The 24,033-nt window shown below is 61.0% G+C and carries 28 protein-coding genes; 14 read left to right on the plus strand and 14 right to left on the minus strand.

Features of this window, described 5'->3' with window-relative positions:
• Positions 1–3: 3 nt before the first annotated feature.
• From EC86_RS0117225 to EC86_RS0117240, 4 genes are all read right to left on the minus strand, one after another.
• A complete protein-coding gene (locus tag EC86_RS0117225; protein ID WP_029527039.1) occupies positions 4–1,389 on the minus strand; it encodes a glutamine synthetase family protein in 1,386 nt (461 codons plus the stop codon).
• Between the two features lie 253 nt (positions 1,390–1,642).
• Positions 1,643–3,082, minus strand: a complete 1,440-nt coding sequence (locus tag EC86_RS0117230; protein WP_029527040.1) for a sensor histidine kinase — start codon at positions 3,080–3,082, stop codon at positions 1,643–1,645.
• A gap of 232 nt (positions 3,083–3,314) precedes the next feature.
• Positions 3,315–3,989 (minus strand): response regulator, encoded by a 675-nt coding sequence (locus tag EC86_RS0117235; RefSeq protein ID WP_029527041.1) that lies wholly within the window; start codon positions 3,987–3,989, stop codon positions 3,315–3,317.
• A 153-nt stretch (positions 3,990–4,142) separates the two neighbouring features.
• On the minus strand, positions 4,143–4,640 hold the full coding sequence (locus EC86_RS0117240) for a MarR family winged helix-turn-helix transcriptional regulator (protein ID WP_029527043.1): 498 nt from the start codon (positions 4,638–4,640) through the stop codon (positions 4,143–4,145).
• 187 nt (positions 4,641–4,827) lie between these two features.
• On the opposite strand from EC86_RS0117240, the gene recA reads away from it, so the two are divergent.
• The 3 genes from recA (at position 4,828) to EC86_RS0117255 (ending at position 7,936) form a co-directional block, all read left to right on the plus strand.
• On the plus strand, positions 4,828–5,985 hold the full coding sequence (gene recA, locus EC86_RS0117245; RefSeq protein ID WP_029527044.1) for a recombinase RecA: 1,158 nt from the start codon (positions 4,828–4,830) through the stop codon (positions 5,983–5,985).
• A gap of 113 nt (positions 5,986–6,098) precedes the next feature.
• On the plus strand, positions 6,099–6,578 hold the full coding sequence (gene recX / locus EC86_RS0117250; protein ID WP_029527045.1) for a recombination regulator RecX: 480 nt from the start codon (positions 6,099–6,101) through the stop codon (positions 6,576–6,578).
• A gap of 167 nt (positions 6,579–6,745) precedes the next feature.
• Positions 6,746–7,936 (plus strand): IS4 family transposase, encoded by a 1,191-nt coding sequence (locus EC86_RS0117255; protein WP_198026729.1) that lies wholly within the window; start codon positions 6,746–6,748, stop codon positions 7,934–7,936.
• 31 nt (positions 7,937–7,967) lie between these two features.
• On the opposite strand, the gene EC86_RS28925 is transcribed toward EC86_RS0117255, so the two are convergent.
• The 3 genes from EC86_RS28925 to argC are packed head-to-tail and all read right to left on the minus strand — an operon-like array spanning position 7,968 to position 10,370.
• On the minus strand, positions 7,968–8,282 hold the full coding sequence (locus tag EC86_RS28925) for a hypothetical protein (RefSeq protein WP_156955348.1): 315 nt from the start codon (positions 8,280–8,282) through the stop codon (positions 7,968–7,970).
• A gap of 30 nt (positions 8,283–8,312) precedes the next feature.
• Complete coding sequence (locus tag EC86_RS0117265; RefSeq protein ID WP_051676023.1) at positions 8,313–9,446, minus strand: alcohol dehydrogenase family protein; 1,134 nt, start codon at positions 9,444–9,446, stop codon at positions 8,313–8,315.
• A gap of 12 nt (positions 9,447–9,458) precedes the next feature.
• On the minus strand, positions 9,459–10,370 hold the full coding sequence (gene argC / locus EC86_RS0117270; protein ID WP_029527047.1) for an N-acetyl-gamma-glutamyl-phosphate reductase: 912 nt from the start codon (positions 10,368–10,370) through the stop codon (positions 9,459–9,461).
• Between the two features lie 238 nt (positions 10,371–10,608).
• Between argC and sucC the strand changes: the two genes are divergently transcribed.
• The 5 genes from sucC to EC86_RS0117295 all read left to right on the plus strand — a co-directional run bounded on the left by sucC (position 10,609) and on the right by EC86_RS0117295 (position 15,052).
• A complete protein-coding gene (gene sucC, locus EC86_RS0117275; RefSeq protein WP_029527049.1) occupies positions 10,609–11,772 on the plus strand; it encodes an ADP-forming succinate--CoA ligase subunit beta in 1,164 nt (387 codons plus the stop codon).
• 27 nt (positions 11,773–11,799) lie between these two features.
• Complete coding sequence (gene sucD, locus EC86_RS0117280) at positions 11,800–12,696, plus strand: succinate--CoA ligase subunit alpha (RefSeq protein ID WP_029527050.1); 897 nt, start codon at positions 11,800–11,802, stop codon at positions 12,694–12,696.
• A 115-nt stretch (positions 12,697–12,811) separates the two neighbouring features.
• On the plus strand, positions 12,812–13,510 hold the full coding sequence (locus EC86_RS0117285; protein WP_029527051.1) for a TerC family protein: 699 nt from the start codon (positions 12,812–12,814) through the stop codon (positions 13,508–13,510).
• A 153-nt stretch (positions 13,511–13,663) separates the two neighbouring features.
• Positions 13,664–14,449, plus strand: coding sequence for a Stp1/IreP family PP2C-type Ser/Thr phosphatase (locus tag EC86_RS0117290; protein ID WP_029527052.1), 786 nt, complete (start codon positions 13,664–13,666; stop codon positions 14,447–14,449).
• Between the two features lie 39 nt (positions 14,450–14,488).
• Positions 14,489–15,052: an FHA domain-containing protein gene (locus EC86_RS0117295; protein WP_029527054.1), complete on the plus strand. Its 564-nt coding sequence runs from the start codon at positions 14,489–14,491 to the stop codon at positions 15,050–15,052.
• A 63-nt stretch (positions 15,053–15,115) separates the two neighbouring features.
• Here the strand turns inward: EC86_RS0117295 and EC86_RS0117300 are convergent, their stop codons facing one another.
• Positions 15,116–15,568 (minus strand): type II toxin-antitoxin system VapC family toxin, encoded by a 453-nt coding sequence (locus EC86_RS0117300; protein ID WP_029527056.1) that lies wholly within the window; start codon positions 15,566–15,568, stop codon positions 15,116–15,118.
• Positions 15,556–15,810 (minus strand): AbrB/MazE/SpoVT family DNA-binding domain-containing protein, encoded by a 255-nt coding sequence (locus tag EC86_RS0117305; RefSeq protein WP_029527058.1) that lies wholly within the window; start codon positions 15,808–15,810, stop codon positions 15,556–15,558. The genes EC86_RS0117300 and EC86_RS0117305 overlap by 13 nt, the downstream gene beginning before the upstream one ends.
• 118 nt (positions 15,811–15,928) lie before the next feature.
• Here EC86_RS0117305 and EC86_RS28930 point away from each other — a divergent pair, with 118 nt between their 5' ends.
• From EC86_RS28930 to EC86_RS28935, 5 genes are all read left to right on the plus strand, one after another.
• Positions 15,929–16,162: a hypothetical protein gene (locus tag EC86_RS28930; protein ID WP_156955349.1), complete on the plus strand. Its 234-nt coding sequence runs from the start codon at positions 15,929–15,931 to the stop codon at positions 16,160–16,162.
• Positions 16,163–16,297: 135 nt separating this feature from the next.
• Positions 16,298–16,786 carry a pilin gene (locus EC86_RS27875; RefSeq protein ID WP_269635728.1) on the plus strand — a complete coding sequence of 163 codons (489 nt, stop codon included), beginning with the start codon at positions 16,298–16,300 and terminating at the stop codon, positions 16,784–16,786.
• 94 nt (positions 16,787–16,880) lie between these two features.
• On the plus strand, positions 16,881–18,521 hold the full coding sequence (locus EC86_RS0117315; RefSeq protein WP_084181418.1) for a PglL family O-oligosaccharyltransferase: 1,641 nt from the start codon (positions 16,881–16,883) through the stop codon (positions 18,519–18,521).
• Positions 18,522–18,554: 33 nt separating this feature from the next.
• Entirely contained in the window at positions 18,555–19,349 is a 795-nt protein-coding gene (locus tag EC86_RS0117320) for a hypothetical protein (RefSeq protein WP_029527063.1), read from the plus strand.
• 229 nt (positions 19,350–19,578) lie between these two features.
• Positions 19,579–19,803, plus strand: coding sequence for a hypothetical protein (locus tag EC86_RS28935; protein ID WP_156955350.1), 225 nt, complete (start codon positions 19,579–19,581; stop codon positions 19,801–19,803).
• 484 nt (positions 19,804–20,287) lie between these two features.
• Here the strand turns inward: EC86_RS28935 and EC86_RS0117330 are convergent, their stop codons facing one another.
• The 5 genes from EC86_RS0117330 to EC86_RS30575 all read right to left on the minus strand — a co-directional run bounded on the left by EC86_RS0117330 (position 20,288) and on the right by EC86_RS30575 (position 22,182).
• Complete coding sequence (locus tag EC86_RS0117330; protein ID WP_029527066.1) at positions 20,288–20,617, minus strand: type II toxin-antitoxin system RelE family toxin; 330 nt, start codon at positions 20,615–20,617, stop codon at positions 20,288–20,290.
• Positions 20,604–20,855, minus strand: coding sequence for a type II toxin-antitoxin system prevent-host-death family antitoxin (locus EC86_RS0117335; RefSeq protein WP_029527067.1), 252 nt, complete (start codon positions 20,853–20,855; stop codon positions 20,604–20,606). Before EC86_RS0117335 ends, EC86_RS0117330 begins: the two co-directional genes overlap by 14 nt.
• Positions 20,856–20,993: 138 nt before the next feature.
• Entirely contained in the window at positions 20,994–21,515 is a 522-nt protein-coding gene (locus tag EC86_RS0117340) for an RES family NAD+ phosphorylase (protein WP_029527068.1), read from the minus strand.
• Positions 21,512–21,910, minus strand: a complete 399-nt coding sequence (locus tag EC86_RS0117345; protein ID WP_029527069.1) for a hypothetical protein — start codon at positions 21,908–21,910, stop codon at positions 21,512–21,514. Before EC86_RS0117345 ends, EC86_RS0117340 begins: the two co-directional genes overlap by 4 nt.
• A gap of 116 nt (positions 21,911–22,026) precedes the next feature.
• Entirely contained in the window at positions 22,027–22,182 is a 156-nt protein-coding gene (locus tag EC86_RS30575) for a type II toxin-antitoxin system PemK/MazF family toxin (protein ID WP_198026811.1), read from the minus strand.
• Positions 22,183–22,361: 179 nt separating this feature from the next.
• Here EC86_RS30575 and EC86_RS0117355 point away from each other — a divergent pair, with 179 nt between their 5' ends.
• The gene (locus EC86_RS0117355; RefSeq protein ID WP_232229927.1) at positions 22,362–23,960 is read left to right on the plus strand and encodes a PglL family O-oligosaccharyltransferase; all 1,599 of its coding nucleotides are present in this window, start codon (positions 22,362–22,364) and stop codon (positions 23,958–23,960) included.
• Positions 23,961–24,033: the final 73 nt, after the last annotated feature.

A 24,033-nucleotide genomic window follows, 5' to 3' on the forward strand; every position in this document is an offset into this window, starting at 1 on the left:
GGGCTAGATGATCTCGAAATAGCGCTTGAGTTCCCAGTCGGTCACCGCGTCCAGCCACTGCCGCCATTCCCAGTCGCGCGTCGCGGCGAAATGGTCCACAAAGGCATCGCCCAGCCAGTCGCGGGCGATGCTTGATTGCTGGAAGATGCGGTTGGTCTCGATGAGCGTGCGCGGCGCGCGGGCGATGTGCTCGGCGCCGAAGTTGCTGCCGCTGATGGGCGGCGTGGTGAGCTTCAGGCCTTTTTCCACGCCGTCGAGCCCGGCGGCAATCACCGCCGCCATCGCCAGGTAGGGATTCACGTCGGCGCCGGGGCAGCGGGTTTCCAGCCGCGTCGCCTTGGGGCTGCCGGCAATCACGCGGAAGCTGGCGGTGCGGTTGTCCAGGCCCCAGGTCGGCTTGACCGGCGCCCAGAAGCCATCGACCAGCCGCTTGTAGCTGTTGATGGTCGGCCAGAGCATCGGGCCGAAGTTCATCATGCAGGCGACCTGGCCGGCGACGTAGCTTTCAAACAGCGGGCTCATCTTGCGCGGGCTGGCGGCGTCGTAGAACAGGTTGTTCTTGCCGTCGGACAGGCTTTGGTGGATATGGCCGCTGCAGCCCGGCAAATTCTGGTGCGGCTTGGCCATGAAGCTGGGCATGATGCCAAAGCGCGCGCCGATTTCCTTCGCGCCGGTCTTGAACAGGATGGCCCGGTCGGCCTGCTCCAGCGCCTCGCTGAAGCCGATGGCCGCTTCCAGCACGCCGGGGCCGGTCTCGGTGTGCAGGCCCTCGATCGGGATGCCGAAGGCCAGCATCTCGTCCATCAGCGCCTTGAAGAATTCGCGGTTGCGGTTCATGCGCAAGAGCGAATAGCCGAACATCCCGGGCGTCAGCGGCTCCGGGTTCACGCCTTTCTTGGCGGCCCAGCTTTGCGGCGTTTCCAGGAAATTGAACCACTCGAATTCCATGCCTGCCATGACCGAAAAGCCCATTTTTTCGGCTCGCCTGAGCACCCGCTTGAGCGTCTGGCGCGGGCAGACCGGGTGCGCCGAGCCGTCGGCGTTGACGAACTCGCCCAGAAAAAACGCGATGCCGTCGTCCCACGGCACCTGGCGGAAGGTGGCCAGGTCGAGCCGCGCCAGCGCATCGGGGAAACCGTGCTGCCAGCCGGTGACGGCGGTGTTGTCATAGCAGCTGTCCGTCATGTCCCAGCCCATCACCACGTCGCAAAAGCCAAAGCCGCCGTCCGGATACGGGTCGGCCACGCCGAAGAACTTGTCCTTGTGCAGCAGCTTGCCGCGCAGCACGCCATCGATGTCGCTGACCGCCACTTTCACCTTGCTGGCGCCCGACGCCTTGAGCGCTTCCACGGCGGGATGAAGCCGGTTCTCCGATGCGGGTGTCGCCATGCTGAACTCCTTGCGGTGGGTCCGGTGCGCTGGTGCGCCAGGTGAATTTCGCCTCCTTGCCGCCAGCTGATTCCAGTCAGGCAAGGCAGGCTGAAAGTTTGCGCCTGCCCGCGCCCGGCGGGTATAGGACGACTGCCCGATGTCGCGCGGCTGCCACGACGGGCTACACGCTATTTAAACCATAGCTGGATGTGCAGGCAGGGATTGCGCAAGACCCCGTTTTGATGCGGTTTTGGCGTTTGGCCCGGCCGAATCAGGCCATGCCGACAAAGCGCAGCGTCACGCGGGTGCCCGGCGACTCCGGATGGTCGGGCAGGTGGGCATCCTCGACCGTGATCGACGCGCCATGCTGCTGCGCGATTTCCTGCACGATGGCCAGGCCCAGGCCCGAGCCATCGACGTTGGTGCCCAGCGCGCGGTAGAAGGGCTGGAACACCAGTTCGCGCTCCGACTCCGGAATGCCCGGCCCCGAGTCCTCGACGATCAGCACCAGGATGCCGCTGAAGCGGTCCACCATCAGCCGCACCGTGACATGGCCGCCCACCGGCGTGTAGTTGATGGCGTTGTCCACCAGGTTGCGCACCAGCTCGCCGAGCAGCGTCGCGTTGCCTTGCAGGTGCGTGGCCGGCTCGCCGGCGTCCGGGCCGTCATAGCCCAGGTCAATGCGCTTGTCCAGCGCGCGCGGCACCGAATCGGCCATGACCTCCGAGACGATTTTCACCAGGTCCACGCGCTGCTTGGCCAGCGCCCGGCCGCTGGTCTCGGCGCGCGCCAGCGCCAGCAGCTGGTTGACGGTGTGGGTCGCGCGGATGCTTGCCTGGCCGATGTGCCGAAGCGAATTCTTCAGCTGCTCGGCATCGGTTTCGCGCTGCGCCAGGTCGGCCTGCATGCGCAGGCCGGCCAGCGGCGTCTTGAGCTGGTGCGCGGCGTCGGCCAGGAAGCGCCGCTGGGTGGACAGCGACGCCTTGAGCCGGCTCAGCAGGTCGTTGACCGAATCGACCAGCGGCACCACTTCCTCGGGCACGCCGGTCTCGTCGAGCGGGCTCATGTCGTCGGGCTTGCGGGCGCGGATGCGTTTTTCAAGCTGCGCCAGCGGCTTGATGCCGCGCACCAGCGCCAGCCACACCAGCAGCACCGCCAGCGGCAGCGTGACGAACTGCGGCACCATCGTTCCCTTGACGATCTCGGTGGCCAGCGTCTTGCGCTTTTCCAGCGTCTCGGCCACCTGCACCAGCACCGGCAGCGTGGCCGGCGTCGCGCCTTTCAGGTCCACCTTGATCCAGGTGTAGGCGACGCGGACCTCCTCGCCCAGGATGATGTCCTCGCGCAGCCGCACTTCGCCGTCACCGGCTTTTTCCTCGTCGGGCGGTGCGGGCATGGCGTGCTCGCCGCTCAGGTATTCGCCGCGCGTGCCCATGACCTGGTAGTAGATCAGGTCGGTGTCGTCGGCCCGCAGGATCTCGCGCGCCGGCGCGGTCAGGTTGAACTGGACCTGGTTGTTTCGGACCACCAGCAGCTTGGCCAGCGCCTGCACGTTGTATTCGAGCGCCCGGTCGAAGGGCTTGCCGGCAATGTTCTGCGCCACCAGCCAGGTCAGCACCAGGCTGATCGGCCACAGCAAGAGCAGCGGCGTCAGCATCCAGTCGAGGATTTCGCCAAACAGGCTGCGCCGCTCGCGCTGAAAAAGCCTCAAAGTACAGGCCCCCACGGTCGCTCACTGCGTGTAGCTCCCTGCCCCCCGAGGGGGACGCCCGCCTGCAGTCCGGCAAAGCCGGCCCTGCGGCTTGAACTGGTGAAAGCGGGCTCCGACCGTTTGCTGATCGGCGAATTGCAAGCCGGGGCCGCGGAACCGGCTTTGCCGGGCCGCAGGCGCAGCGGCCCCCCCGGGGGGCAGCGAACCACACGAAGTGGGGAGCGTGGGGGCATCAGCTTGGGATTTTTTCCAGGCAGTAGCCCAGGCCGCGCACGGTGGCGATGCGCACCGGGCCTTTTTCGATCTTTTTGCGCAGCCGGTGGATGTACACCTCGATGGCGTTGTTGCTGACTTCCTCGCCCCATTCGCACAGGCGTTCGACCAGCTGGTCCTTGCTGACCAGGCGGCCGACGCGCTGCAGCAGCACTTCGAGCAGGCCGAGCTCGCGCGCCGACAGCTCGATCATGTGGCCGTCGATGGTCGCCACCCGGCCGGCCTGGTCATAGACCAGCGGGCCGTGCTTGATGGTGCTGCTGGCGCCGCCCATGCCCCGGCGCACCAGCGCGCGCACCCGCGCTTCCAGCTCCTGCAGCGAAAACGGCTTGGCCATGTAGTCGTCGGCGCCGTAGTCCAGCCCCTTGACGCGCTCCTCGACGCTGTCTGCGGCGGTCAGGATCAGCACCGGCAACACCGAGCCGCGCGCGCGCAGGCGCTTGAGCACTTCCAGGCCGTGCATTTTCGGCAGGCCCAGGTCCAGGATCAAGAGGTCGAATTCGGTGTTGGTCAGCAACGCGGCGTCGGCTTCGGTGCCGCTGGCCACATGGTCCGCCGCAGCGCCCGACGCGCGCAGGGTGCGCAGCAGGCCATCGGCCAGAACCTGGTCGTCTTCGGCAATCAAGATACGCATAGGCTTGTCTCCCAGAAATCAGCCGCATCAAGACGTGCGGAATGAACGCTATTGTCCCTTCGGATTTTAGGCTCCGGACAGGGTAACCATCGGGCTGGCACACAGATTGGCGCGGTCATGTTGCCGATGCGCTTGCAGATGCGCCGGGCCCGCTCAGGGACCGGCATAGGCCTCCAGGCCAAGCGCCACCACGGTCGCCACATCGTCGCCCACCGCCTGCCGGAATTCGTCCTCGGCCTGCGCCACGGCGCAGCGAAAAGCCTCCAGCCAGGCCAGGCCCGATTCGGTGAACACCACGCGGCGGGCGCGCCGGTCGTGCGGGTCGGCTTCGCGCCTGACGATGCCCCAGGCTTCGCACTGGTCGACCAGGTCGCCCATGGCCTGCTTGCTCATGCCGGCGCTCAGCGCCAGGTCCGTCAGGCGCGAGCCGCCGACGGCCAGATGCCGCGTGATGTGGATGTGCGCGGCCCCGACCTGGTCGCGCGCCGCCAGGTTGGACAGCGCCAGCGGCACGTCGATGCTGCCGGCCATGAGCTGCAGCACTCGCGCGTCGAAACGGCGCAGCGCCTCGCCCATCAGCCGGCCCAGGTGCGTCAGCCGCCAGGTGGTGTCGTAGCCCGCATGGGCGCTGGAAAGCGTCATTTCATCCATCTCGCCATGCTACTTGATTCAGCTCAATTTCATCAGGCAAACTGACTAAAAACAGGGTTTACTTTGACCTATGTTGCCCATAAAGTACTGTTCATGCACCCAGTACTGCATTGAAGAGCAGGCTGAAATTTTTGTTGAAAAGCGTGTGCAAAGCTTTTCATCCCATTGATTCTTAAGGAGATTTTTCATGGACGCACCGATCAAGACCGCTCCCGGCCTGAACACCGAAAAAGCCAAGGCGCTGGCCGCCGCGCTGGCGCAAATTGAAAAGCAGTTCGGCAAAGGCACCATCATGAAGCTGGGCGCCGGCGAGGTGATTGAAGACATCCAGGTGGTGTCGACCGGCTCTTTGGGCCTGGACATTGCGCTCGGCGTCGGCGGCCTGCCGCGCGGCCGGGTGGTCGAAATCTACGGCCCCGAGTCGTCGGGCAAGACCACGCTGACGCTGCAGGTGATTGCCGAAATGCAGAAAATCGGCGGCACCTGCGCGTTTGTCGATGCCGAGCACGCGCTGGACATCCAGTACGCGCAAAAGCTCGGCGTCAACCTGCAGGAGCTGCTGATCTCGCAACCCGACACCGGCGAGCAGGCGCTGGAAATCGTCGATTCGCTGACGCGCTCCGGCGCGGTGGACCTGATCGTCATCGACTCGGTCGCGGCGCTCACGCCCAAGGCCGAGCTGGAAGGCGAAATGGGCGACTCGCTGCCCGGCCTGCAGGCTAGGCTGATGAGCCAGGCGCTGCGCAAGCTAACGGCCACCATCAAGAAAGCCAATTGCATGGTGATTTTCATCAACCAGATCCGCATGAAGATCGGCGTGATGTTCGGCAGCCCCGAAACCACGACCGGCGGCAATGCGCTGAAGTTCTACGCCTCGGTGCGGCTCGACATCCGGCGCATCGGCTCGATCAAGAAGGGCGACGAAGTCATCGGCAACGAAACGCGCGTCAAGGTGGTGAAGAACAAGGTCGCCTCGCCGTTCAAGACGGCCGAGTTCGACATCCTGTACGGCGAAGGCATCAGCCGGCTGGGCGAAGTGCTCGACCTGGGCGTGGCCGGCCACATCGTCGAGAAAGCCGGCGCCTGGTATGCCTACAAGGGCGAGAAAATCGGCCAGGGCCGCGACAACTCGCGTGAATTCCTGAAGGAAAACCCGGCGCTGGCCATCGAGATCGAGAACAAGGTGCGCGAATCGCTGGGCATTCCCTTGCTGCAAGCGGCGCTGGGCAGCACTGAGCCCGAGAAGGCCGCCAAGCCCGAGAAGGCCGAAAAGCCCATGAAGGTGATGGCCGACAAAGCGCAGCCGGCCCCCTTGCCGTCAGTGGCTCCCATCAGCGTGCCTTGACCCGGTTTTTTTATGCAAAATCAGGCGTTTGCGCACAGTCCATGGGTGCAGTCAGCTATCAAAAATGTAGCTGACTTGCCCCCTGCAACGCCTGCATGCGCCACAGCCGCCCCATGAACCAAGCCAAACCTGCCGCCCGCGCGGGCTTTGGCGTGTCGCTCAAGGGCCGCGCCCTGCGCCTGCTGGCCGCCCGGGAGCATTCGCGCACCGAGCTGGAGCGAAAGCTCAAAGACCATGAAGAAACGCCGGGCCAGCTGGCGCAGGTGCTCGATGACCTGCAGGCCAAGGATTTCATCAGCGAGGCAAGGGTGGTCGAATCGGTCATCCACCGGCGCGCCGCGCGTTTTGGCGCATCGCGCATCAAGTACGAGTTGCTGAACAAGGGGCTGGGCGCCGAGGCGGTGGCCGAGGCGGTCAACCGGCTCAAGGGCAGCGAACTCGAACGCGCCCGCGAGATCTGGTGCAAGAAGTTTGACGGACCGGCAGTTGATGCCGCCGGGCGCGCCAAACAGATGCGGTTTTTAGCCGCCCGGGGCTTTGGCGGCGACGTGATCCGCCGCGTCGTCACGCACACGGACGCCGACGAGGACTGATGCCGCCCGTCAATTCAGTGACTACCCAGCGGCCTGCGATAGCCGTCATTCCCGCGAAGGCACATAAGCGCTAACTTAATATACGAGTCATTGCAGATATCAGAGATAATGCAGGCATGGTTTTTCACACCGAACAAGCGGACTCTTCAACACGGCAAGAGCAAAGCGTGCCGTCAAAGCTGGCTGACGAAGACTGGGCGGCGATAGAGCGCCTGCTGCCCGAGCATTGGCAAGCCAAGGCGCGTGAGCTGCACGCGCTCAGGCGCACGCGAGGCGTCGCGGATGCAGCAGCGCTGCTGCGCGTCATGCTCATTCACATTGCTCAGGGCTGCGGCTTGCGGGAGACTGCGCAGCGGGCACGCCTGGGCGGGATCGCCGCGCTCAGCGATGTTGCTGTTTTGAAGCGCCTGCGTCACTGCGCGAGCTGGTTTGAATGGATGGGCAGCCAGCTACGCCAGCAGTGGATGCCGGCCGCGCTCAAGGCGAGCCAGGCCTTGCGGCCCTGTTGGGGCAACTACTGCATCCGCCTGGTCGATGGCACCATGGTCAGCGAGCCTGGCGCGAGCGGCTCCAAGTGGCGCTTGCACTACTCCGTGCAGTGGCCTAGCCTGCGCGCCGACGAGGTCATTGTCAGCACCAGCAAAGAGGGAGAGACGCTGCGCCGCTTTACGGTTCTGCCTGGAGAGGTACTGGTCGCAGACCGGGGTTTTGCCAACCCGCCGGGCGTGGCCCATGTCCACGATGCGGGAGGCGCCGTGGTGGTGCGTACCAATTTGGTCACCTTGCCGCTAAAAACCGCGCAAGGCCAGCCGCTGGGGATTCTTGAGTGCGTCAGCGCACTGGAGACCGGGCAGTGCGGTGCATGGCCCGCCTACGTCAGCCACGGCAAGCGCCTGATTGCGGGGCGGCTGTGCGCGGTCAAGAAAGACGCCGCCTCGGCGCTCAAGGCGCGCCAGCGCGTGACGCGCGAAAGCCAGCGCAATGGCACCGAGCTGCAGCCGCGCACGCTGCTGGCGGCCGACTATGTGCTGGTCTTCACAACCGTTGGCGACGAGCTAAGCGCCGCTGAGGTGCTCGATTTATACCGGGCGCGCTGGCAAATTGAGCTGGTGTTCAAGCGGCTGAAGTCTTTAGCCGGGCTGGGACATCTAAAAAAGCATGACCCCCGGGCCGCTCGCGCGTGGCTACAGGGCAAGCTTTTGGTGGCGCTTCTCATTGATGCCTTGCGGGTCGCCGGCGAGGCTTTTCCCCCCTGGGGTTACATCGAACTCACTGGCAACCGCAGCGCCACTGGCGAGCAGGGCGCGAACGAAAACGAGAAGTCCGTGCCTGTGGCGGGAGTTCTCGCTGATGCATGAGTTGCTGTGTCGCGCCGTGCTGCCGGCTTTGTCACTTGTGCAGGCCCTTACCCAGTGGAGGTGCGTGCGCTATCGTCTGGCCGAGCCGCCTCGAAAACGAAAACTCAAGATTGACGAATGGAATAATTTTTAGGTTAGCGCTTATGCGCGCAGGCGGGAATCCAGAAGGAACATTCGCTGGCCCTTCAAACCGTTCTGGATCCACGCCTTCGCGAGGATGACGCTGGTTTTTTTCAAGGATTGCGCGCCAGACGAAAAACACCTGGGTTGTTACTAAATTCAAGCAAAAAAGCTGATCGGCGCAACGAATTCGGGCGCTAGCAGCTATATATTCAATAGCAAACAAGGCGCCCGATGTGGGCGCACAGCCGGTCGCTTACGGCTGGCCCGCCGGGGGCGGAATCAGCACAAACTTGCCGACATGGGTTTTTTCCAGAAACGCCCGCTGCGCCTGCGCGATCTGCACCAGCGCAAAGCTTTGCGCCACCAGCGGCCGCAGCTCGCCGCGCTCGATGTAGGCCACCAGGTTGGCAAACACCGGCTCGTCCCAGGCGGTGCAGCCCAGCAGCGTGAGGTTCTTCAGGTACAGCGTGCGCAGGTCCAGCGTCACCAGCGGGCCGGCAATCGCGCCCGACGAGACATAACGGCCGCCTGGTTTGAGCAGCTTGAGCATGCCGCCAAACGCCGGCCCCGCGACGTTGTCCACCACCAGGTCCACCGTGTTTTCGCCGAGGCAGGCCACCAGGTCGTCATCGCGCGCCACCACGCGGTCGGCCCCCAGCGACTTCACGTGGTCCATTTTGGATTTCCCCGCGATCGCCGTGACGATGGCGCCGCGCCGCCTGGCCAGCTGCACCACGGCCGAACCGACGCCGCCCGACGCGCCCGCCACCACGACCTGCTCGCCCGCGCGCAAATTGGCCCGGTGCAGCATGTTTTCGGCGGTGCCGTAGGCGCACGGAATGGTGGCCAGCTCGGCATCGCTCCAGTCGCTGTGGACCGCAAACACCTCGCTGGCGGGCACCTTGACGAACTGCGCAAAAGCGCCGTCAAAGTCCGAGCCCATCCAGAGGTTGTCCAGCGAGCCGAAGCCCGCAGGCCGAATGCTGGGGCGCACCAGCACGCGCTGCCCGATCAGGCGCGCGTCGCCGCCCGGCGCCACGGCCACCACGCGGCCGCAGCAGTCGGTGCCCTGGATGAAGGGAAACGGCGTGGCCTGGCCCCAGCCGCCGTCGGGCGTCGCGCTGGCCGCGTTGGCATCCCTTGCTGCTGCCGCGTCTTGCGTGGCCGTGGTGACGGCAGCCGAATACCAGCCCAGGCGGGTGTTGATGTCGGTGTTGTTGACGCTGGACGCCAGCACCTGCAGCAGCACCTCGCCAGGCCCCGGCACGGGAACCGGCACGTCCCGGTAGACCAGCTGCTCGTAGCCGCCGTGGCCGGTCGTGACCACCGCCTTCATCCTGGCCTGGCCTTCTTTCAGGTCAAAGCGCTTGGGGTCTTGAGGCGTCATGAATGCCAAGGTTCAAAGCCCCAGCATCAGCTGCAGGTTCTGCACCGCAGCGCCCGATGCGCCCTTGCCCAAATTGTCAAGCCGGGCCACCAGCACCGCATGGTGATAGGCGTCGTTGCCGAACACGCGCAGTTCCATCTTGTTGGTGTCCTTGAGCGCCAGCGCGTCGAGCTTTCCCGACTCGGGGGCGTCTTCCACCGTCACCCATTCGCTGCCGGCGTAATGCCGGGCCAGCACGTCCTTCAGCTGCGCCGCCGTCGGCTGGCCGGGCAGCAGGTCGAGGTGCAGCGGCAACTGCACCAGCATGCCCTGGATGAAATTGCCCACCGAGGGGATGAACACCGGCCGGCGCGTCAAGCCGGTGTATTTCATGATTTCCGGCAGGTGCTTGTGTTCCAGCGACAGTCCGTACAGCTCGAAAGCGGGCGCCGTGCCGGCTTCGTAGGCCTCGATCATCTGGCGTCCGCCGCCCGAATAACCGCTGACCGACGGCAGGCTCAGGGGAAAGTCGGCTGGCATCAGGCCTGCATCGACCAGCGGACGAATCAGCGCAATCGCGCCGGTGGCGTAGCAGCCCGGATTGGCGACGCGGTCGGCCGCCATCACGGCGTTCTGCTGGCCCCGGACCAGTTCGGGAAAACCAAACACCCAGCCCGGCGCCGTGCGGTGCGCGGTCGAGGCATCGATGATCTTGGGCTTTTTGCCCGGCAGCGAGTCGATCATGGCCACCGATTCACGCGCCGCGTCGTCGTGCAGGCACAAGATCACCAGGTCCACCTGGGCCATCAGGTCGCGCTTGGCGGCCGGATCCTTGCGCAGTTCGGGTGCGATGCTGACCAGTTCAATCTGCGGCATGGCCTGCAGCCGTTCGCGAATCTGCAGGCCGGTGGTGCCGGCTTCCCCGTCGATAAAAATTTTGGGCATAAATACTTTCAGCTAAAAACACTGCCTATGGGCAAGGGTTTTTGGATAATTGCGCACTATTCCGTATGTAAGAACCATATAAGTTTGGTGCGTCGCAGCATGATACAGTTCCGTGCTGCTGCCCGCAGTGACCGCTAACATGCTGGTTTTGAGCCGATATGGCCTGTTTCTTGTCTATCCAACAGCCCTGCCCACTACCCTGTTGCACCCCTCTTTTACTGAATTCTGAAGGTTTTTCATGAAAATTCACGAGTACCAAGGCAAGGAAATCTTGCGCAACTTTGGTGTGCCAGTGCCGCGCGGTATTCCTGCGTTCACGGTGCAAGAGGCGGTGGAAGCCGCGCAAAAGCTCGGCGGCCCGGTGTGGGTGGTCAAGGCGCAGATCCACGCGGGCGGACGCGGCAAGGGCGGCGGCGTGAAGGTTGCCAAGACGATTGAAGACGTCAAGCGCATCGCCGGCGAAATCCTCGGCATGCAGCTCAAGACGCACCAGACCGGCCCCGAGGGCCAGAAGGTCCGCCGCCTGTACATCGAAGACGGCGCCGACATCCAGAAGGAATACTACGTGTCGCTGGTCACCGACCGCGCCACGCAAAAAGTCGCCTTCATCGCATCGAGCGAAGGCGGCATGGACATCGAGGAAGTGGCCCATTCCACGCCCGAGAAAATCATCACCGAGTTCATCGACCCGCTGACGGGCCTGGGCGACGAGCAAGCTGCAAAAATAGCCAACGCGATCGGCCTGCCGGCTGAATCCACCGCCCAGGCCGTGGACATCTTCCAGAAGCTCTACACGTGCTACACGGACACCGACGCGTCGCTGGTAGAGATCAACCCGCTGAACCGCGACAGCAAGAACCAGCTCATGGCGCTGGACGCCAAGTTCAACCTGGACCCGAACGCGCTGTTCCGCCACCCCGAGATCGTCGCCTACCGCGACCTGGACGAGGAAGACCCGGCCGAAGTCGAAGCTTCCAAGTTCGACCTGGCCTACATCAGCCTGGACGGCAACATCGGCTGCCTGGTCAACGGCGCCGGCCTGGCCATGGCGACCATGGACACCATCAAGCTGTTCGGCGGCGAGCCGGCCAACTTCCTGGACGTCGGCGGCGGCGCCACGGCCGAGAAGGTCACCGAAGCGTTCAAGATCATGCTCAAGAACCCTGAAGTCAAGGGCATCCTGGTCAACATCTTCGGCGGCATCATGAAGTGCGACACCATTGCCGACGGCATCATCGCCGCGTGCAAGGCCGTGAACCTGAGCGTGCCGCTGGTCGTGCGCATGAAGGGCACCAACGAAGACCTGGGCAAGAAAATGCTGGCCGACTCCGGTTTGCCGATCATTGCCGCAGACACCATGGCCGACGCTGCGACCAAAATCGTCGAAGCCGTGTCCAAGTAAGCCCGCGCAAACGATCAGGAACCCATCATGTCGATCTACATCAACAAAAACACCAAAGTCATCACGCAAGGCATTACCGGCAAGACCGGTCAATTCCACACCCGCATGTGCCGCGACTATGCCAACGGCCGTGAAGCGTTCGTGGCGGGCGTGAACCCCAAGCGCGCCGGCGAAGACTTCGAAGGCATCCCGATTTTTGCCAACGTGAGCGAAGCGGCCGATGCCACCGGCGCCACGGTTTCGGTGATCTACGTGCCGCCAGCCGGCGCCGCCGCCGCCATCTGGGAAGCCGTCGAGGCCAACCTCGACCTGGCCATCTGCATCACCGAAGGCATCCCGGTCAAGGACATGCTCGAAGTGCGCAACCGCATGAAGGCCAAGGAAGCCGCCGGCGGCAAGCGTACGCTGCTGCTCGGCCCCAACTGCCCCGGCCTGATCACGCCCGACGAGATCAAGATCGGCATCATGCCCGGCCACATCCACCGCGCCGGCCGCATCGGCGTCGTGTCCCGTTCGGGCACGCTGACCTACGAAGCCGTGGCGCAGCTGACCGAAATCGGCCTGGGCCAGTCCACCGCCGTTGGCATTGGCGGCGACCCGATCAATGGCCTCAAGCACATCGACGTGATGCGCGCCTTCAATGATGACCCGGACACCGACGCCGTCATCATGATTGGCGAAATCGGCGGCCCGGACGAAGCCGAAGCCGCTGAATGGTGCAAGCTCAACATGAAAAAACCCATCGTCGGCTTCATCGCCGGCGTGACGGCGCCTGCCGGCAAGCGCATGGGCCATGCCGGTGCCTTGATCTCGGGCGGTGCCGACACGGCTGACGCCAAGCTGGCCATCATGGAAGCCTGCGGCTTCACCATCACGCGCAATCCGTCCGAAATGGCGAAACTGCTCAAGGCCCTGTTGAAATAAGCGCTTCGCTGACGCAATCCGCGCCTTGAACGTTGCGCGTATTGCGGTTAGCCACAACAGACAGACCGGTTGTCATCACTGACAATCGGTCTTTTTCATTTTTCAAGAGGTTTCCATGGAAGAGTTCATGACAGCCAGCTTCTGGCTGGCAGTGGGTCAGATCATCATGATCGACATTCTGCTGGGGGGCGACAACGCCGTGGTCATTGCGCTGGCCTGCCGGAACCTGCCGGCCAAGCAGCGCACCAAGGGCATCATCTACGGCACGGCCGGCGCCATCATCCTGCGCGTGATCCTGATTGCCTTTGCGCTGGCGCTGCTGTCCATTCCCTACCTGAAGGTCGTCGGCGCCCTGTTGCTGCTGTGGATCGGCGTGAAGCTGCTGGTGCCCGAAGCCGAAGGCGACCACAACATCAGCTCAAGCGACAAGCTCTGGGGCGCTGTCAAGACCGTCATCATTGCCGACCTGGTCATGAGTGTGGACAACGTGCTGGCGATTGCCGGCGCGGCGCAGGGCGCGCACCAGGAGCACCAACTGGCGCTAGTGATTTTTGGCCTGCTGGTCAGCATTCCCATCATCATCGGCGGCAGCCAGCTGGTGCTCAAGCTGATGGAACGCTTTCCGGTCATCATCACCCTGGGCGCGATGCTGCTGGGCTGGATTGCCGGGCAGATGGCTTACACCGACCCGGCTTTCAAGCCCTACCTGCCCGAAGGCGCGTACTGGAGTTATGCGGTGGCCGCTGCCGGCGCGCTGCTGGTGCTGGCGATTGGCAAGGGAATACAGGCCCGAAAGCCGGTGGGTGCGGGTTGAATACTGCGTATAAATTCCTTGTCGGGTGCTTGGCGCTCTGTTAATGTCCAGTTCTTGACTGGCTGGACACGCCGGTTTTCCCCGGAACGACCGGACACGCAAAACCAGTCAACGGGGTCAAGCCACCCAAACAGAGCTCAAGCCCAGCACCCCATGATGTACGAAATCTGCGCGCAAACCGACCAGGGCCTGGTGCGCAAAAACAATGAAGACGCGGTGGCGTTTGACCCGAAGACCGGCCTGTGCCTGCTGGCCGACGGCATGGGCGGCTACAACGCCGGAGAGGTGGCCAGCAGCATGGCGGTCGCCTTTCTCCATCAGGCATTGAGCCAATGGCTATCGCAGCCCGGCAACCAGACTTCCGGCAGGGAACTTCGCCGAACGATGGAAGCCTGCGTGAACCAGGTCAATCATTCGATCTTGAGCGCCGCCTCCTCCAACCCTGACCAGGCCGGCATGGGCACTACGCTGGTGGCAGGTGTCTTTCTGCAAGCCCGGCTGGTGCTTGGCCATATTGGCGACTCGCGCTGCTACCGGCTGCGCGCACGCGCCCTGGAACAAATCACCAAGGACCATTCGCTGCGGCAAGAGCAGGTGGACGCCGGGCTGATGACGGCCGAGCAGGCGCTGACGTCGCCACACCGCAACCTGATCACCCGCGCCCTGGGCGTCGAGGATACGGTTTTGGTCGAAATCAACGAACACCGGGTCGAACCGGGCGATCTGTACCTGATGTGCTCCGACGGCCTGTCGGACATGGTCCTGGACCCCGTGATCGAAGCCATCCTGAACGCCCCCGGCACCTTGCGGCAAAAAGCATCAACCCTGATCCGGGTGGCCAACGACAGCGGCGGGTGGGACAATATCACGGTCCTGCTGGTACAGGCGGCGCAAGACGAGTCCCGGCGCGGCCTGCTGTCCAGAATGCTGGGAAAATAGTTCTGTGACGAAAAAAATCAAAACTCAGAGGAACCGGCAATGCCGAAAATGATCATTTCCCTGGACGGCACAGTCCTGAAGGACGTCCAGTTGACGAAAGACCGCACGTCGCTGGGCCGTCGGCCTTACAACGACATCGTGATCGACAGCATGGCCGTGAGCGGCGAGCATGCGGTGGTGCAGATGCTGGGCATCGAAGGCTACATCGAAGACCTCAACAGCACCAACGGCACCTATGTCAATGGCAAGACCGTCAAGAAGCAGCAACTGCACCATGGCGACACCATTGAAATCGGCAAGTACAAGATTCAGTATGTCGATGAAGCCCAGCAGGCCCAGCTGGCCAATGGCGTCATCAAGGTTCTTTCGGGCCCTGCAGCCGGTCGTGAAATGGCCCTGGTCAAGCCTGTGACCAGCCTGGGCAAAGCCGGCGTGTCAGTGGCCACCATCACCAAAGGCCCCACGGGCTTTGTGATCGCCCACGCCGAAGGCAACATCGCGGCGATGGTCAATGGCGCGGCGGTCGGCAGCCAGGCGGTTGCGCTCAGGGATGGCGACCGCATCGACCTGGCGGGCACGCAGATGCAGTTTGTGCTGGGTTGAAGGGCGGGGCTGAGGTTTCGTGTTTCTGGCAGATTGCGGCTTCACCCGGTTTGCACCAAACCGTCAAGCTTGCAAAGCCTTGACATAAATAACTTCAATCTCGTCACTGCTTTTGATGCCTGCGTCATTGGTAACCAGGAAACGGCAGCTTGATTCAATAGCCGTGGCAAAATGCAAGGCATCCATCAGGCGCATGCCTTGCGTGCCCGCCAACTGCGCCGCCAGGTCAAACGTCTGGGCGGTATGGGCATGCAGCGTCAAAAAACCTTGCAGCCCAAAAAAGGCTTTGAACTGCGCAATCTTTGCCGTGTTGTTGTGCCGGTACGGCATCACCATGGTTTCTGCCACGGCAGCGTCTCCCGTGCAACCCGTCATTCGGCCTTCAACACAGGCCGCCAGCAAGGGAGCCACCATGTTAAACAGCGCGCCCTGATCCAGAAAGTAAATGAAGACGTTGGTGTCGAAGTAAACGCGCTGACCCGCCATGCGGGCGAGTGCTGCGCCTAGCGCACCCATGTGTCGCGAAGACTCTGAATGCTGGCGTCCACCTGTTCAGGCGTATCGCCCCACAACCCTTTGCCCAGGCCTGCAAAAGCCATCAGATCGGGTGGCGTTTGCCGGCGGCTTACGGGCGTGAACATGACAACCCCATTAGCCAGCTGCACGTCCAGGACGTCATCGGGCCGGGCATTCCATTGCGCGAGAATACTTGACGGAATAGTGACTTGCCCCTTGGGGCGGAGAGTGACTTGCGCCATAAGGCTCCAGATTCGGTAGTCAATAGTAAGAAAGCTTATTTTTTATCTTACTTCTAACTTTCTGAGAGTGCAAGCAGGCCATTTCAGTTTTCGAAGCATCGAATCGGTGGACAGGACCATGGCGCTGAAACAGCGCCGTTCCTTTCAGCATCAGGCGGCTGATGGCCCAAGCCTGAGAAGAAGGCGGATTGCGATGAAAGCCGCTTGGGGCGTGAAAAGTCACCAGCGATGCGCTTTCGCCATGGCGATTGACGCCACCTGCGTAACCAGTTGGCTTGAAACCGGCGTTTTGAGGGCAACCAGTGGTTTGGGTAACCGAAACACGACAAAAATGTCACTTGCCGTTGCCTGATATGCCAAAAGAGTAACTTTATTCGTCAAAACTTCAAGAAAATGCGCTGTCCTAGGCGTGAAAGTAACTTCTCATAACCTGGCACACAATCTGCAATACTTTTTGGCAAGTTTTTTATCAACCAAGGAGTTTTTCATGAAGCGTTCTATGCAGATGGTTCAAAAGGGTTTCACCCTAATCGAATTGATGATCGTTGTGGCGATCATTGGTATTTTGGCGGCCGTGGCTTTGCCGGCTTACCAAGATTACACGGTCCGGGCAAAAGTGACCGAAGGTCTGAGTTTGGCCTCATCCGCCAAAACGGCCGTATCAGAAAACGCCGCAAATGGCAGTCCTTTCGCTTCTGGCTGGACCGCGCCTACTGCCACGGCAGCAGTATCCGGCCTAGCTGTCTCATCCAGCAACGGTGAAATCACCATCTCTTACACCACAAAAGTGGCTGCTTCTGGTTCCAATACGCTGGTTTTGGCGCCTCGCGACGGAGCCAATGCGCTCGCACAAGGCACTCCGCCAACGTCGGGCTCCATCAACTGGTATTGCAACTCCGCTGGAACGACTGGCGCATCAAACGGCAGTGCCGGTACGCTTGCTGCTAAGTACGTGCCTTCCGAATGCCGTAAGTAAAAACTGCTTGATGGTTTGAAGATAGGCGCCTTGTGCGCCTATTTTTTTTTGCCTTCAGCATCCCCGTATTCACGAATTTTCCGATCTGCCCGCCATGAAGATGAAATTTATTCGGCCCAGCCCCTCGTGGTGGGTTGGGCTTGTTTTTTTGCCTTATGCACTATCACTGGTTTGGCCGCGCAGCTATGGGCCATCATTGATGATCTCACCATTTTTAATGGGCTTGGCCGCAGTGGCGGTGGCCGGGCTGGCCATTCGTCCCTATGGGAACCTGCGCTTGGCCGCATGGTTGTTGTTGGTTCTGGGCCTCATCACCTTGGGACCATGGACGCAATCTCTCATGATGTGGAGTGTTGTGGGGGCTGCTTTGGCGAGTTGGGTGGCGATGGCGCTCGGTCAAGCATGCGCGGCCAAAGACGGCCTGATGCGGGCATTTGTTTTTGTGCTGGTGGTAAGCATGGTCGTGAACGTGTTGGTGGCGTGGCTACAGTTTTTTGATCAGGAGCTTCTCCTTTACCCATTCGTGAGCATGCACGACGGGGCGCGGCCCTACGGCAACCTCCGCCAAGCCAACCACTTGGCTACCTTGTGTGTCATGGGCTTGGCCAGTGCTTGGTGGGCTGGCCAGTCTGGTTATTGGCGCAGCGGGGTGGTGGGGGCTGTGTCCCTTGTGGCGATGTCGGGGCTGGCTTTATCGGTTTCGCGCATCGGGTGGGTGGAGATGATTGCACTGGCCGTGTTTGTAACGTGCTGGACCGATGGGAAAACAAAGTTCAATCGCATTCTTTTCGGTTTGGCCCCTCTCTGGGTTTTTACCTGGTCGCTGGCGCTGCAGTTCTTTTCGGTTTGGTTCTCCACCACGGCGCTAGCAATTTCTGACCGTGGCACAGAATCGCTATCAACGCGCTGGGTTTTTTGGCAAGCGGCATGGAATTTGGCTATCAAGCATCCGACGCAGGGAGTCGGCTGGGAAGAGTTTAGATATGCCCAGTTTATGGAAGAGCCTATCGTTGCCGGCAGCGAAATTACTGACAATGCCCACAATTTGGTTTTGCATCTATTGGCCAATGTGGGTTTTGCGAGTACCTTTCTGATCCTCGCGCCAGTGGTTTGGTTGTTGTTTTCCCGAAAACCGTGGCGCAGCACAAGTTTGTCTGTCCGTTGGGCATGGCTGGTTATTTTGACCATCGGATTGCACAGTATGGTCGAGTACCCCTTGTGGTACATGAATTTCATCATTCCTATGGCTCTGGCATTCGGCATTGTTGTGAGCCATAAAGAAGCGCAGCTTGTTGATATTAAAGTCCGGAAAAATAGGCCCTTTGTTGTCTTTGGCGCTGCCCTAGTGCTCTTAGTTGGAACTGTTGTAGCAAGCTACGACTACGTGCGTATTTTGCCCGCGTTCTCCGGCGACGGACGCGCTGCTGCCGATCCAGAAGCTTATGTTGGAGCGAAAAAAACCTGGATTTTTGGTGTCTATGCCGACAGAGTTTTGGCAGAGCACGCCAGGGTGACACCGGGCAATGCCCAAGCCATGTGGCAGCTTTCTGAGCATCTGATGCACGCAGGTCCAGCGCCGTTAAATTTATGGCCTGGGTTGGCTGCACGCTGTCAACTTGGAGGCGGCGTACAGGCAAGGGAGTTGGCAAGGCGGTTTGAGAACATGTTCCCTGTGGCCTATCTTGAGTTCACGCAATTAACGCCCGCCGCAGCGCTTGCTAAATGCATCAGTTAGTTACCAGAATGTCAATAAGTAAGTGGGTAGTAAATGAAGATAAACGGGATAAAGGTTGCTGGCGCGAATGTATCTGCATGGCGTGGAAGACTGCGTGTGGCGGGCATGCATTTTCTGGTTTCGGCTTTTGTTGCCGGTTTTGTGGCCGCTGTTGTGCTGCCGCTGTGGTACCCGGCGGCCTATCGGAATGTTGCTGGAGGATGGAGTCTTTTCTCTCTGCTGCTCGGTATTCATATGTGTTTAGGCCCACTGGTGACTTTTTTGGTGCTTGATGCGCGAAAGTCACCTGCAATTCTGAAGCGTGATTTATTGCTGGTGGCGCTCCTGCAAGCCGCAGCGCTGATCTACGGTATTTCGGTGGCGGTGGAGGCCAGGCCAGTCGCATTGGTGTTTTCGGTTGATCGGTTCACCTTGGTTTCTGCAAACAATGTGCGTCAAGAAGAATTGCCACACGCTGCGTCAGAATTTCAGCGTTTGTCATGGTCGGGGCCTCGGTTGCTCGCTACTCGACTATCAGCTGGGACTGAGACATTCGACGCGGTCCTCTTGGCCTCTCAAGGCTATGACTTGGCTCAGCGTCCTATGTACTGGGAGCCACTCTCGAAGCAACAGCAGCAAGCCTATTTGCGTGGCAGACCTTTATCAGAGCTATTGAGTCGATTCTCACTTTCGGCCCCAGAATTTTGTAAGGCCTACTTACTTCCTCCTTGTGCTATCAACGAGGTTCGCTTCCTGCCATTGGAAGCAAGGGCCGGGAGTTGGGTAGTTTTATTGGACGCCGCAGGCGAGGTGCTCGGCTTTGCGCCTTTTGATGGCTTTGAACAGTAATAGGGGGTCAGATTCCAATTAAACCCAATTTGCTATTATTTTAGTAGCTGCCTGCGCTTGCAGGACGAGTGCCAGAGGCTGAATGGGTGATCAAATATCGGGACGGAGTGAAGCTTGAAAGCGCTGGCGACCAAACTCTGACCAATGCGCTGGCTCGTCAAATACCGTGAAGGCCGCATTGAATAGAATGTGCTTTGCTTCCTCGTACAACCACCCTGAAAGTACTGCCATGTTACGTAGCTACAGCGCAGAGCTAAATGGTTCCCAGCTTGTCTGGCTTGAAAAGCCGCCTAAGCGATTGGTGCGCCAACGTGTACTGGTTGTGGTGGAAGATTCAAAAACGGTCGCAGAAGCGAGCCCAGACAGGCACTATCAACTGGCTGATCTGGCGGGCCGGTTGCAATGGCATGGCGATGCACTTCAGGCCCAGCGGATGCAGCGTGACGCCTGGTAAGGGAAACGGAAATTTCCGATGTACCCATGTCATGCCGGGCTTGACCTGGCATCCATGAATTCGGAGCCATGGATTGCGGGTGCTGAAACCCCGGACCTGATCCGGGGCCGCAATGAAAGCCATTTGAAACCGGCACTTTTGCAATTTCCGTCTCCCTAAGCGTTATCTGCTCGATACCAACGCTTTAGTCGCTTTGCTTCAAGGGCATGAAGGGCTGCTAGCGCCGTCAAGTTGCCGGATGCGATTGTCGCGGCGAGCGCGGTATGGCGTCAGGCGATATTGGTGACAAACGATGCGCAATTGCTGAAGCTGGCGGCAGAAGATGCAAGTTATGCGGTGCTTCCTTTTTAGCAATGAAGGGGTATGCATCCGATAGGCCGTACCGACATAAGCTTGAACGAATTTCACCCTGCGGTCACTGCCTGCAAAGATGCCATAGATATTGAGGGTGATATTGAGGGTCGGATTCCAATTTGGTACTGCCTTATCTGCGCGAAAGAAGACGTTCGAGGGCAGATTGGTAGGCCGCCATGTTCTCGCGTTTGTCAACGGCCAGTACCAGCACGGTAAGTACACCGTCATCGACGTTGTAGACCAGTCGATAACCCTTCTGGCGCAACCTGATTTTGTAGCAGTCGCGCAATGAGCCGTGAAGCTCGGCGCCGGGCAGTCGCGGTTGCATGAGCCGCTTTTTAAGGGCTTTGCGCAAGACCTCTTTCACACTTCCGTCCAGCGCGTTCCATTCGGCCAGCGCTTCAGGCAAAAACTTGAGGCGGTAGGGAGCGGGCTGGGCTGCATTCTCAGATTTGCTCAATATCGACCTCGATCGCGCTGTCTTTGCGGGCCAGGCGCTGCCTGACTACTTCAATCAGTTCCAGATCAGCCACGTCCTCCAGCAGTGCTTCAAACAGCTGGGGGGTGACCATGTAAAACGCCGGGCGATTGTGGTTGAGCACGACCACCGGTTTTTCGCCAGCGGTGCGCAGCACCTGTGCGGGATTTTTCTTGAACTCCGACATGCTGACCGTGTAATCAGCAAAAATAGCGTCCATGGCTTGCTCCATAAGATGAGTAAATTAAGCTCTTAATATAGAGCTAATTCAACCTTCTTTCAAGGTAACGGAGGTTAAGTACAGGGGTCAGATTCCAATTCAATCTCTTGCGCGCATGGCGTTAGTGCTCAAGCGTCTCTATTTCCATGAGTCAGCGTTCCTGGGCAGCAGAGCTGTGGGATCGTAAGGCTTGAGAATGTCGCCAGGACCAAGCTGGTCGGTATAAACCACCAGATTGACACCGCCAGCAGGTAGCCTGGAAGAAAACAAAATGCCCTTGGCTCCTGCAGCAATAGCGATATCGCCGAGCACCCACGAGGGCGGCTCGATACGCTTGTCAAACCACAGGCTGCGCCAGTCGCAAAAGAAATCCTCCCACAGCTCGTCCCACTCGCCCGATTGATAGCCGTTGGCGAAGTCCAGCACCGGCCCTATATTCAGCTCGTAACACACCAGCGTGCCAGGCGCCATCAGGCTTGAAAGCTGCTGATATTCACTGACTGCAGTTTGAGATTCTTTTGAGAGATACAGCGCGTTGACGCCCACTCGATTTGCTCGGCCTCCCTGCTTTCCCGCACCGGCACCGCTGGTCGGGCTGTGAGCCCAACGTGGGGCATGCATCCGATACGCAGTACCGGCATAAGCTTGAACGGATTTCACCCTGCGGCCCCTGCCTGCAAAGATGCCATGTACCGCAATATATCGTCTGTGCGACCGTCACTCACCAACTCTTCGGCTGTTTTATAGCCGAAAGACTCAATGCCATCGTTACGATACCAGGTCAGAGCTTTTGCCATGTCGCCTGACAGGCTGAAAGCGGCTTTGATCACTTTCACCGACTCCCTGATATAGCGTTGAACGCTCGGCGTGGTAGGCGCCCGGCGCAAGGTGTTGCGGTGGACATGAGCCTGATCCGCCAGGCTTTGAAGGTCTAGTTGCAGCGCCTGGCTGAAAAGCCTGGGAGACAAAGCCGGAGCCGGAATCTCGGGGTCTTGCAGCGAGTACAAGAAGTCGTCATAGCTGGGAGGGCTGCAGGTTGAGGCTTGGGGATTCATACGTACTCCGGACAGTTGTCATTCATTTATCAGAACTAATTCTGCACCAATAATGCAACTTTCGCCATAGGCCGGGTGAGCCAACAACGGCATTGAGCTGGGCAAGCGCACTGAGCCTACTGAGTGTTGCTGGTCAATGGCACGACGATGACGCGGGACAGATTGCGGTTGGCAGCGCTGTTGCTGACGATGATTCCCGGCCGGATCGAACTCCACCCACCACACTTCACCGCGCTGCATTCGCCGCATCCCCAATCAAGCCGTTGATCCACTCCGATGCCTCGGTTACGCGCTGGCGGTCATTGCTCATGGCGCGGTAGCCCTTGTCCATCGCGGTATCGAGCCCATCAGCTCAGGTTCTCATGTTCCAATCCATCGGCAACCGTCCGTCAGACCGATTTTTGTCCCTGGCCCCACGTCAACCCTAACCCGTAACCCGTTAGCTTTCCCCGTGCCCCCAACCTTCAACATCCATGACCGGCCGAACGGGTGGCTGCTTGCGTTCCTGATCCTGCCTTGGCTCAGCCCTTTCACCGCCGGCCCCACCCCCAATGTCTGGCCGCTGCTGCTGTCGGCGCTGTGCGCGCTTCTTCTGTGGTTTTACCGCCATCGTCTCTCGCCCCAACTGGTCACCGCCGGCTGGCTGGTCGCCGCAGTAAGCAGCGCGTTCATCGGCCTGGCGCAGTATTTTGGGCTTGCGCCAGCGCTGGAGCCGTGGGTTAGCCAGACGCAGCAGGCTGGCGAAGCGTTTGCCAACCTGCGCCAGCGCAACCAGTTCGCCACGCTGACCAGCATCGGCCTGCTCGCGCTGATCGGCTGGCTAGGGCTGCGGGTCAAGCAGTCGCACATCGAAACCTGGCGCGTGCCGGGGTGGGCTTACCCGCTGGCCTTGCTGCTGGCGCTGGGCAATGCCGCCAGCAGTTCGCGCACCGGCCTGCTGCAATGGGGGCTGATTGCCGTGCTCACCGCCTGGTGGGCGCTGCCGGGGCGCTGGCGTCTGGGGGTGTTTGCCGTGCAGGCCTTGCTGGCCTACGGCATCGCCGTGCTTGCGCTGCCGGGGCTGCTGGAGTGGGCGACGGGCGCGCAAAGCGGCGGCTTGTTTGGCCGGCTGGTGGAGGAGATACCGGCCTGCTCCAGCCGCAAGGTTTTGTGGTCCAACGTGCTCACGCTGATTGCCCAGAAGCCATGGCTGGGCTGGGGCTGGGGCGAGCTGGACTATGCCCATTTCGTCACGCTGTACCCGGGGCCACGCTTTTGCGAAATACTGGACAACGCGCACAACCTGCCGCTGCACCTGGCGGTCGAGCTGGGCGTTCCGGCGGCCATCACCATTTGCGGCGGCCTGGGGTGGATGGCGTGGCGCGCCCGGCCGTGGCGTGAAGAAAACCCGGTGCGGCAGATGGCCTGGGGCGTGCTGGCGGTCATCGCGCTGCACAGCCTGCTGGAGTATCCGCTGTGGTACGGGCCGTTCCAGATCGCTGCGGCGCTGGCGGCCTGGCTGCTGTTTGCGCCGCGCGAGCCGGTGCCCGCCTTGAACGGCGCATACATCTCAAAATTTAAACAAAATATGCCTTTCCCGCAATATCTGCGGGTGCTTCTAGCTATTATTATGATAGTGGTTATGGCCGGCGTGGCCGTCAGCTATTACCGGGTCAGCCAGATTTACCTGCAGCCTGACCAGCGCAGCGCCGCCTACCGCGACGATACGCTGGCCAAGGTGCGCGGCAACTGGATGTTTCGCCCGCAGGCGCGCTTTGCGGAGCTGAGCATCACGCCGCTCACGCCTGCGAATGCCGCCGCCCTGCATGCCATGGCGATTGAATTGCTCCACTATTCGCCCGAGCCGCGCGTCATCGAAAGGGTGATTGAAAGCGCGGTGATGCTGGGGCGCCATGACGAGGCGCTGTATTACCTGGTGCGCTACCGGGCGGCTTTTCCAAAGGAACACGCGCGCTGGGTCCGGAAAAATGCCGCTCCGCTGGCGCCCGGCACGCAGGGCCGGCCGCAAGCCTTCCTGCCGGTTCACGCAGGGGCGCGGCGGGCGGTCTGATGCTTGCCGGGCGCCGGAAAAAGCCAGCGGAGCGGCATGCCCCGAACGTCTCGAAGGCATGTAAATCGCTGCC

Source organism: Polaromonas glacialis (genome assembly GCF_000709345.1).
Classification (GTDB): Bacteria; Pseudomonadota; Gammaproteobacteria; order Burkholderiales; family Burkholderiaceae_C; genus Polaromonas; species Polaromonas glacialis.

Bases quoted from the DNA above. Each gene is read 5' to 3' on its own strand.
- EC86_RS0117225 (WP_029527039.1), bottom strand. From the start codon at position 1,389: ATGGCGACACCCGCATCGGAGAACCGGCTTCATCCCGCCGTGGAAGCG.
- EC86_RS0117235 (WP_029527041.1), bottom strand. From the start codon at position 3,989: ATGCGTATCTTGATTGCCGAAGACGACCAGGTTCTGGCCGATGGCCTG.
- EC86_RS0117240 (WP_029527043.1), bottom strand. From the start codon at position 4,640: ATGGATGAAATGACGCTTTCCAGCGCCCATGCGGGCTACGACACCACC.
- recA (WP_029527044.1), top strand. From the start codon at position 4,828: ATGGACGCACCGATCAAGACCGCTCCCGGCCTGAACACCGAAAAAGCC.
- recX (WP_029527045.1), top strand. From the start codon at position 6,099: ATGAACCAAGCCAAACCTGCCGCCCGCGCGGGCTTTGGCGTGTCGCTC.
- EC86_RS0117265 (WP_051676023.1), bottom strand. From the start codon at position 9,446: ATGACGCCTCAAGACCCCAAGCGCTTTGACCTGAAAGAAGGCCAGGCC.
- argC (WP_029527047.1), bottom strand. From the start codon at position 10,370: ATGCCCAAAATTTTTATCGACGGGGAAGCCGGCACCACCGGCCTGCAG.
- sucC (WP_029527049.1), top strand. From the start codon at position 10,609: ATGAAAATTCACGAGTACCAAGGCAAGGAAATCTTGCGCAACTTTGGT.
- sucD (WP_029527050.1), top strand. From the start codon at position 11,800: ATGTCGATCTACATCAACAAAAACACCAAAGTCATCACGCAAGGCATT.
- EC86_RS0117285 (WP_029527051.1), top strand. From the start codon at position 12,812: ATGGAAGAGTTCATGACAGCCAGCTTCTGGCTGGCAGTGGGTCAGATC.
- EC86_RS0117290 (WP_029527052.1), top strand. From the start codon at position 13,664: ATGATGTACGAAATCTGCGCGCAAACCGACCAGGGCCTGGTGCGCAAA.
- EC86_RS0117295 (WP_029527054.1), top strand. From the start codon at position 14,489: ATGCCGAAAATGATCATTTCCCTGGACGGCACAGTCCTGAAGGACGTC.
- EC86_RS0117300 (WP_029527056.1), bottom strand. From the start codon at position 15,568: ATGGGTGCGCTAGGCGCAGCACTCGCCCGCATGGCGGGTCAGCGCGTT.
- EC86_RS0117305 (WP_029527058.1), bottom strand. From the start codon at position 15,810: ATGGCGCAAGTCACTCTCCGCCCCAAGGGGCAAGTCACTATTCCGTCA.
- EC86_RS28930 (WP_156955349.1), top strand. From the start codon at position 15,929: ATGGCGCTGAAACAGCGCCGTTCCTTTCAGCATCAGGCGGCTGATGGC.
- EC86_RS27875 (WP_269635728.1), top strand. From the start codon at position 16,298: ATGAAGCGTTCTATGCAGATGGTTCAAAAGGGTTTCACCCTAATCGAA.
- EC86_RS0117315 (WP_084181418.1), top strand. From the start codon at position 16,881: ATGAAGATGAAATTTATTCGGCCCAGCCCCTCGTGGTGGGTTGGGCTT.
- EC86_RS0117320 (WP_029527063.1), top strand. From the start codon at position 18,555: ATGAAGATAAACGGGATAAAGGTTGCTGGCGCGAATGTATCTGCATGG.
- EC86_RS28935 (WP_156955350.1), top strand. From the start codon at position 19,579: ATGTTACGTAGCTACAGCGCAGAGCTAAATGGTTCCCAGCTTGTCTGG.
- EC86_RS0117335 (WP_029527067.1), bottom strand. From the start codon at position 20,855: ATGGACGCTATTTTTGCTGATTACACGGTCAGCATGTCGGAGTTCAAG.
- EC86_RS0117345 (WP_029527069.1), bottom strand. From the start codon at position 21,910: ATGAATCCCCAAGCCTCAACCTGCAGCCCTCCCAGCTATGACGACTTC.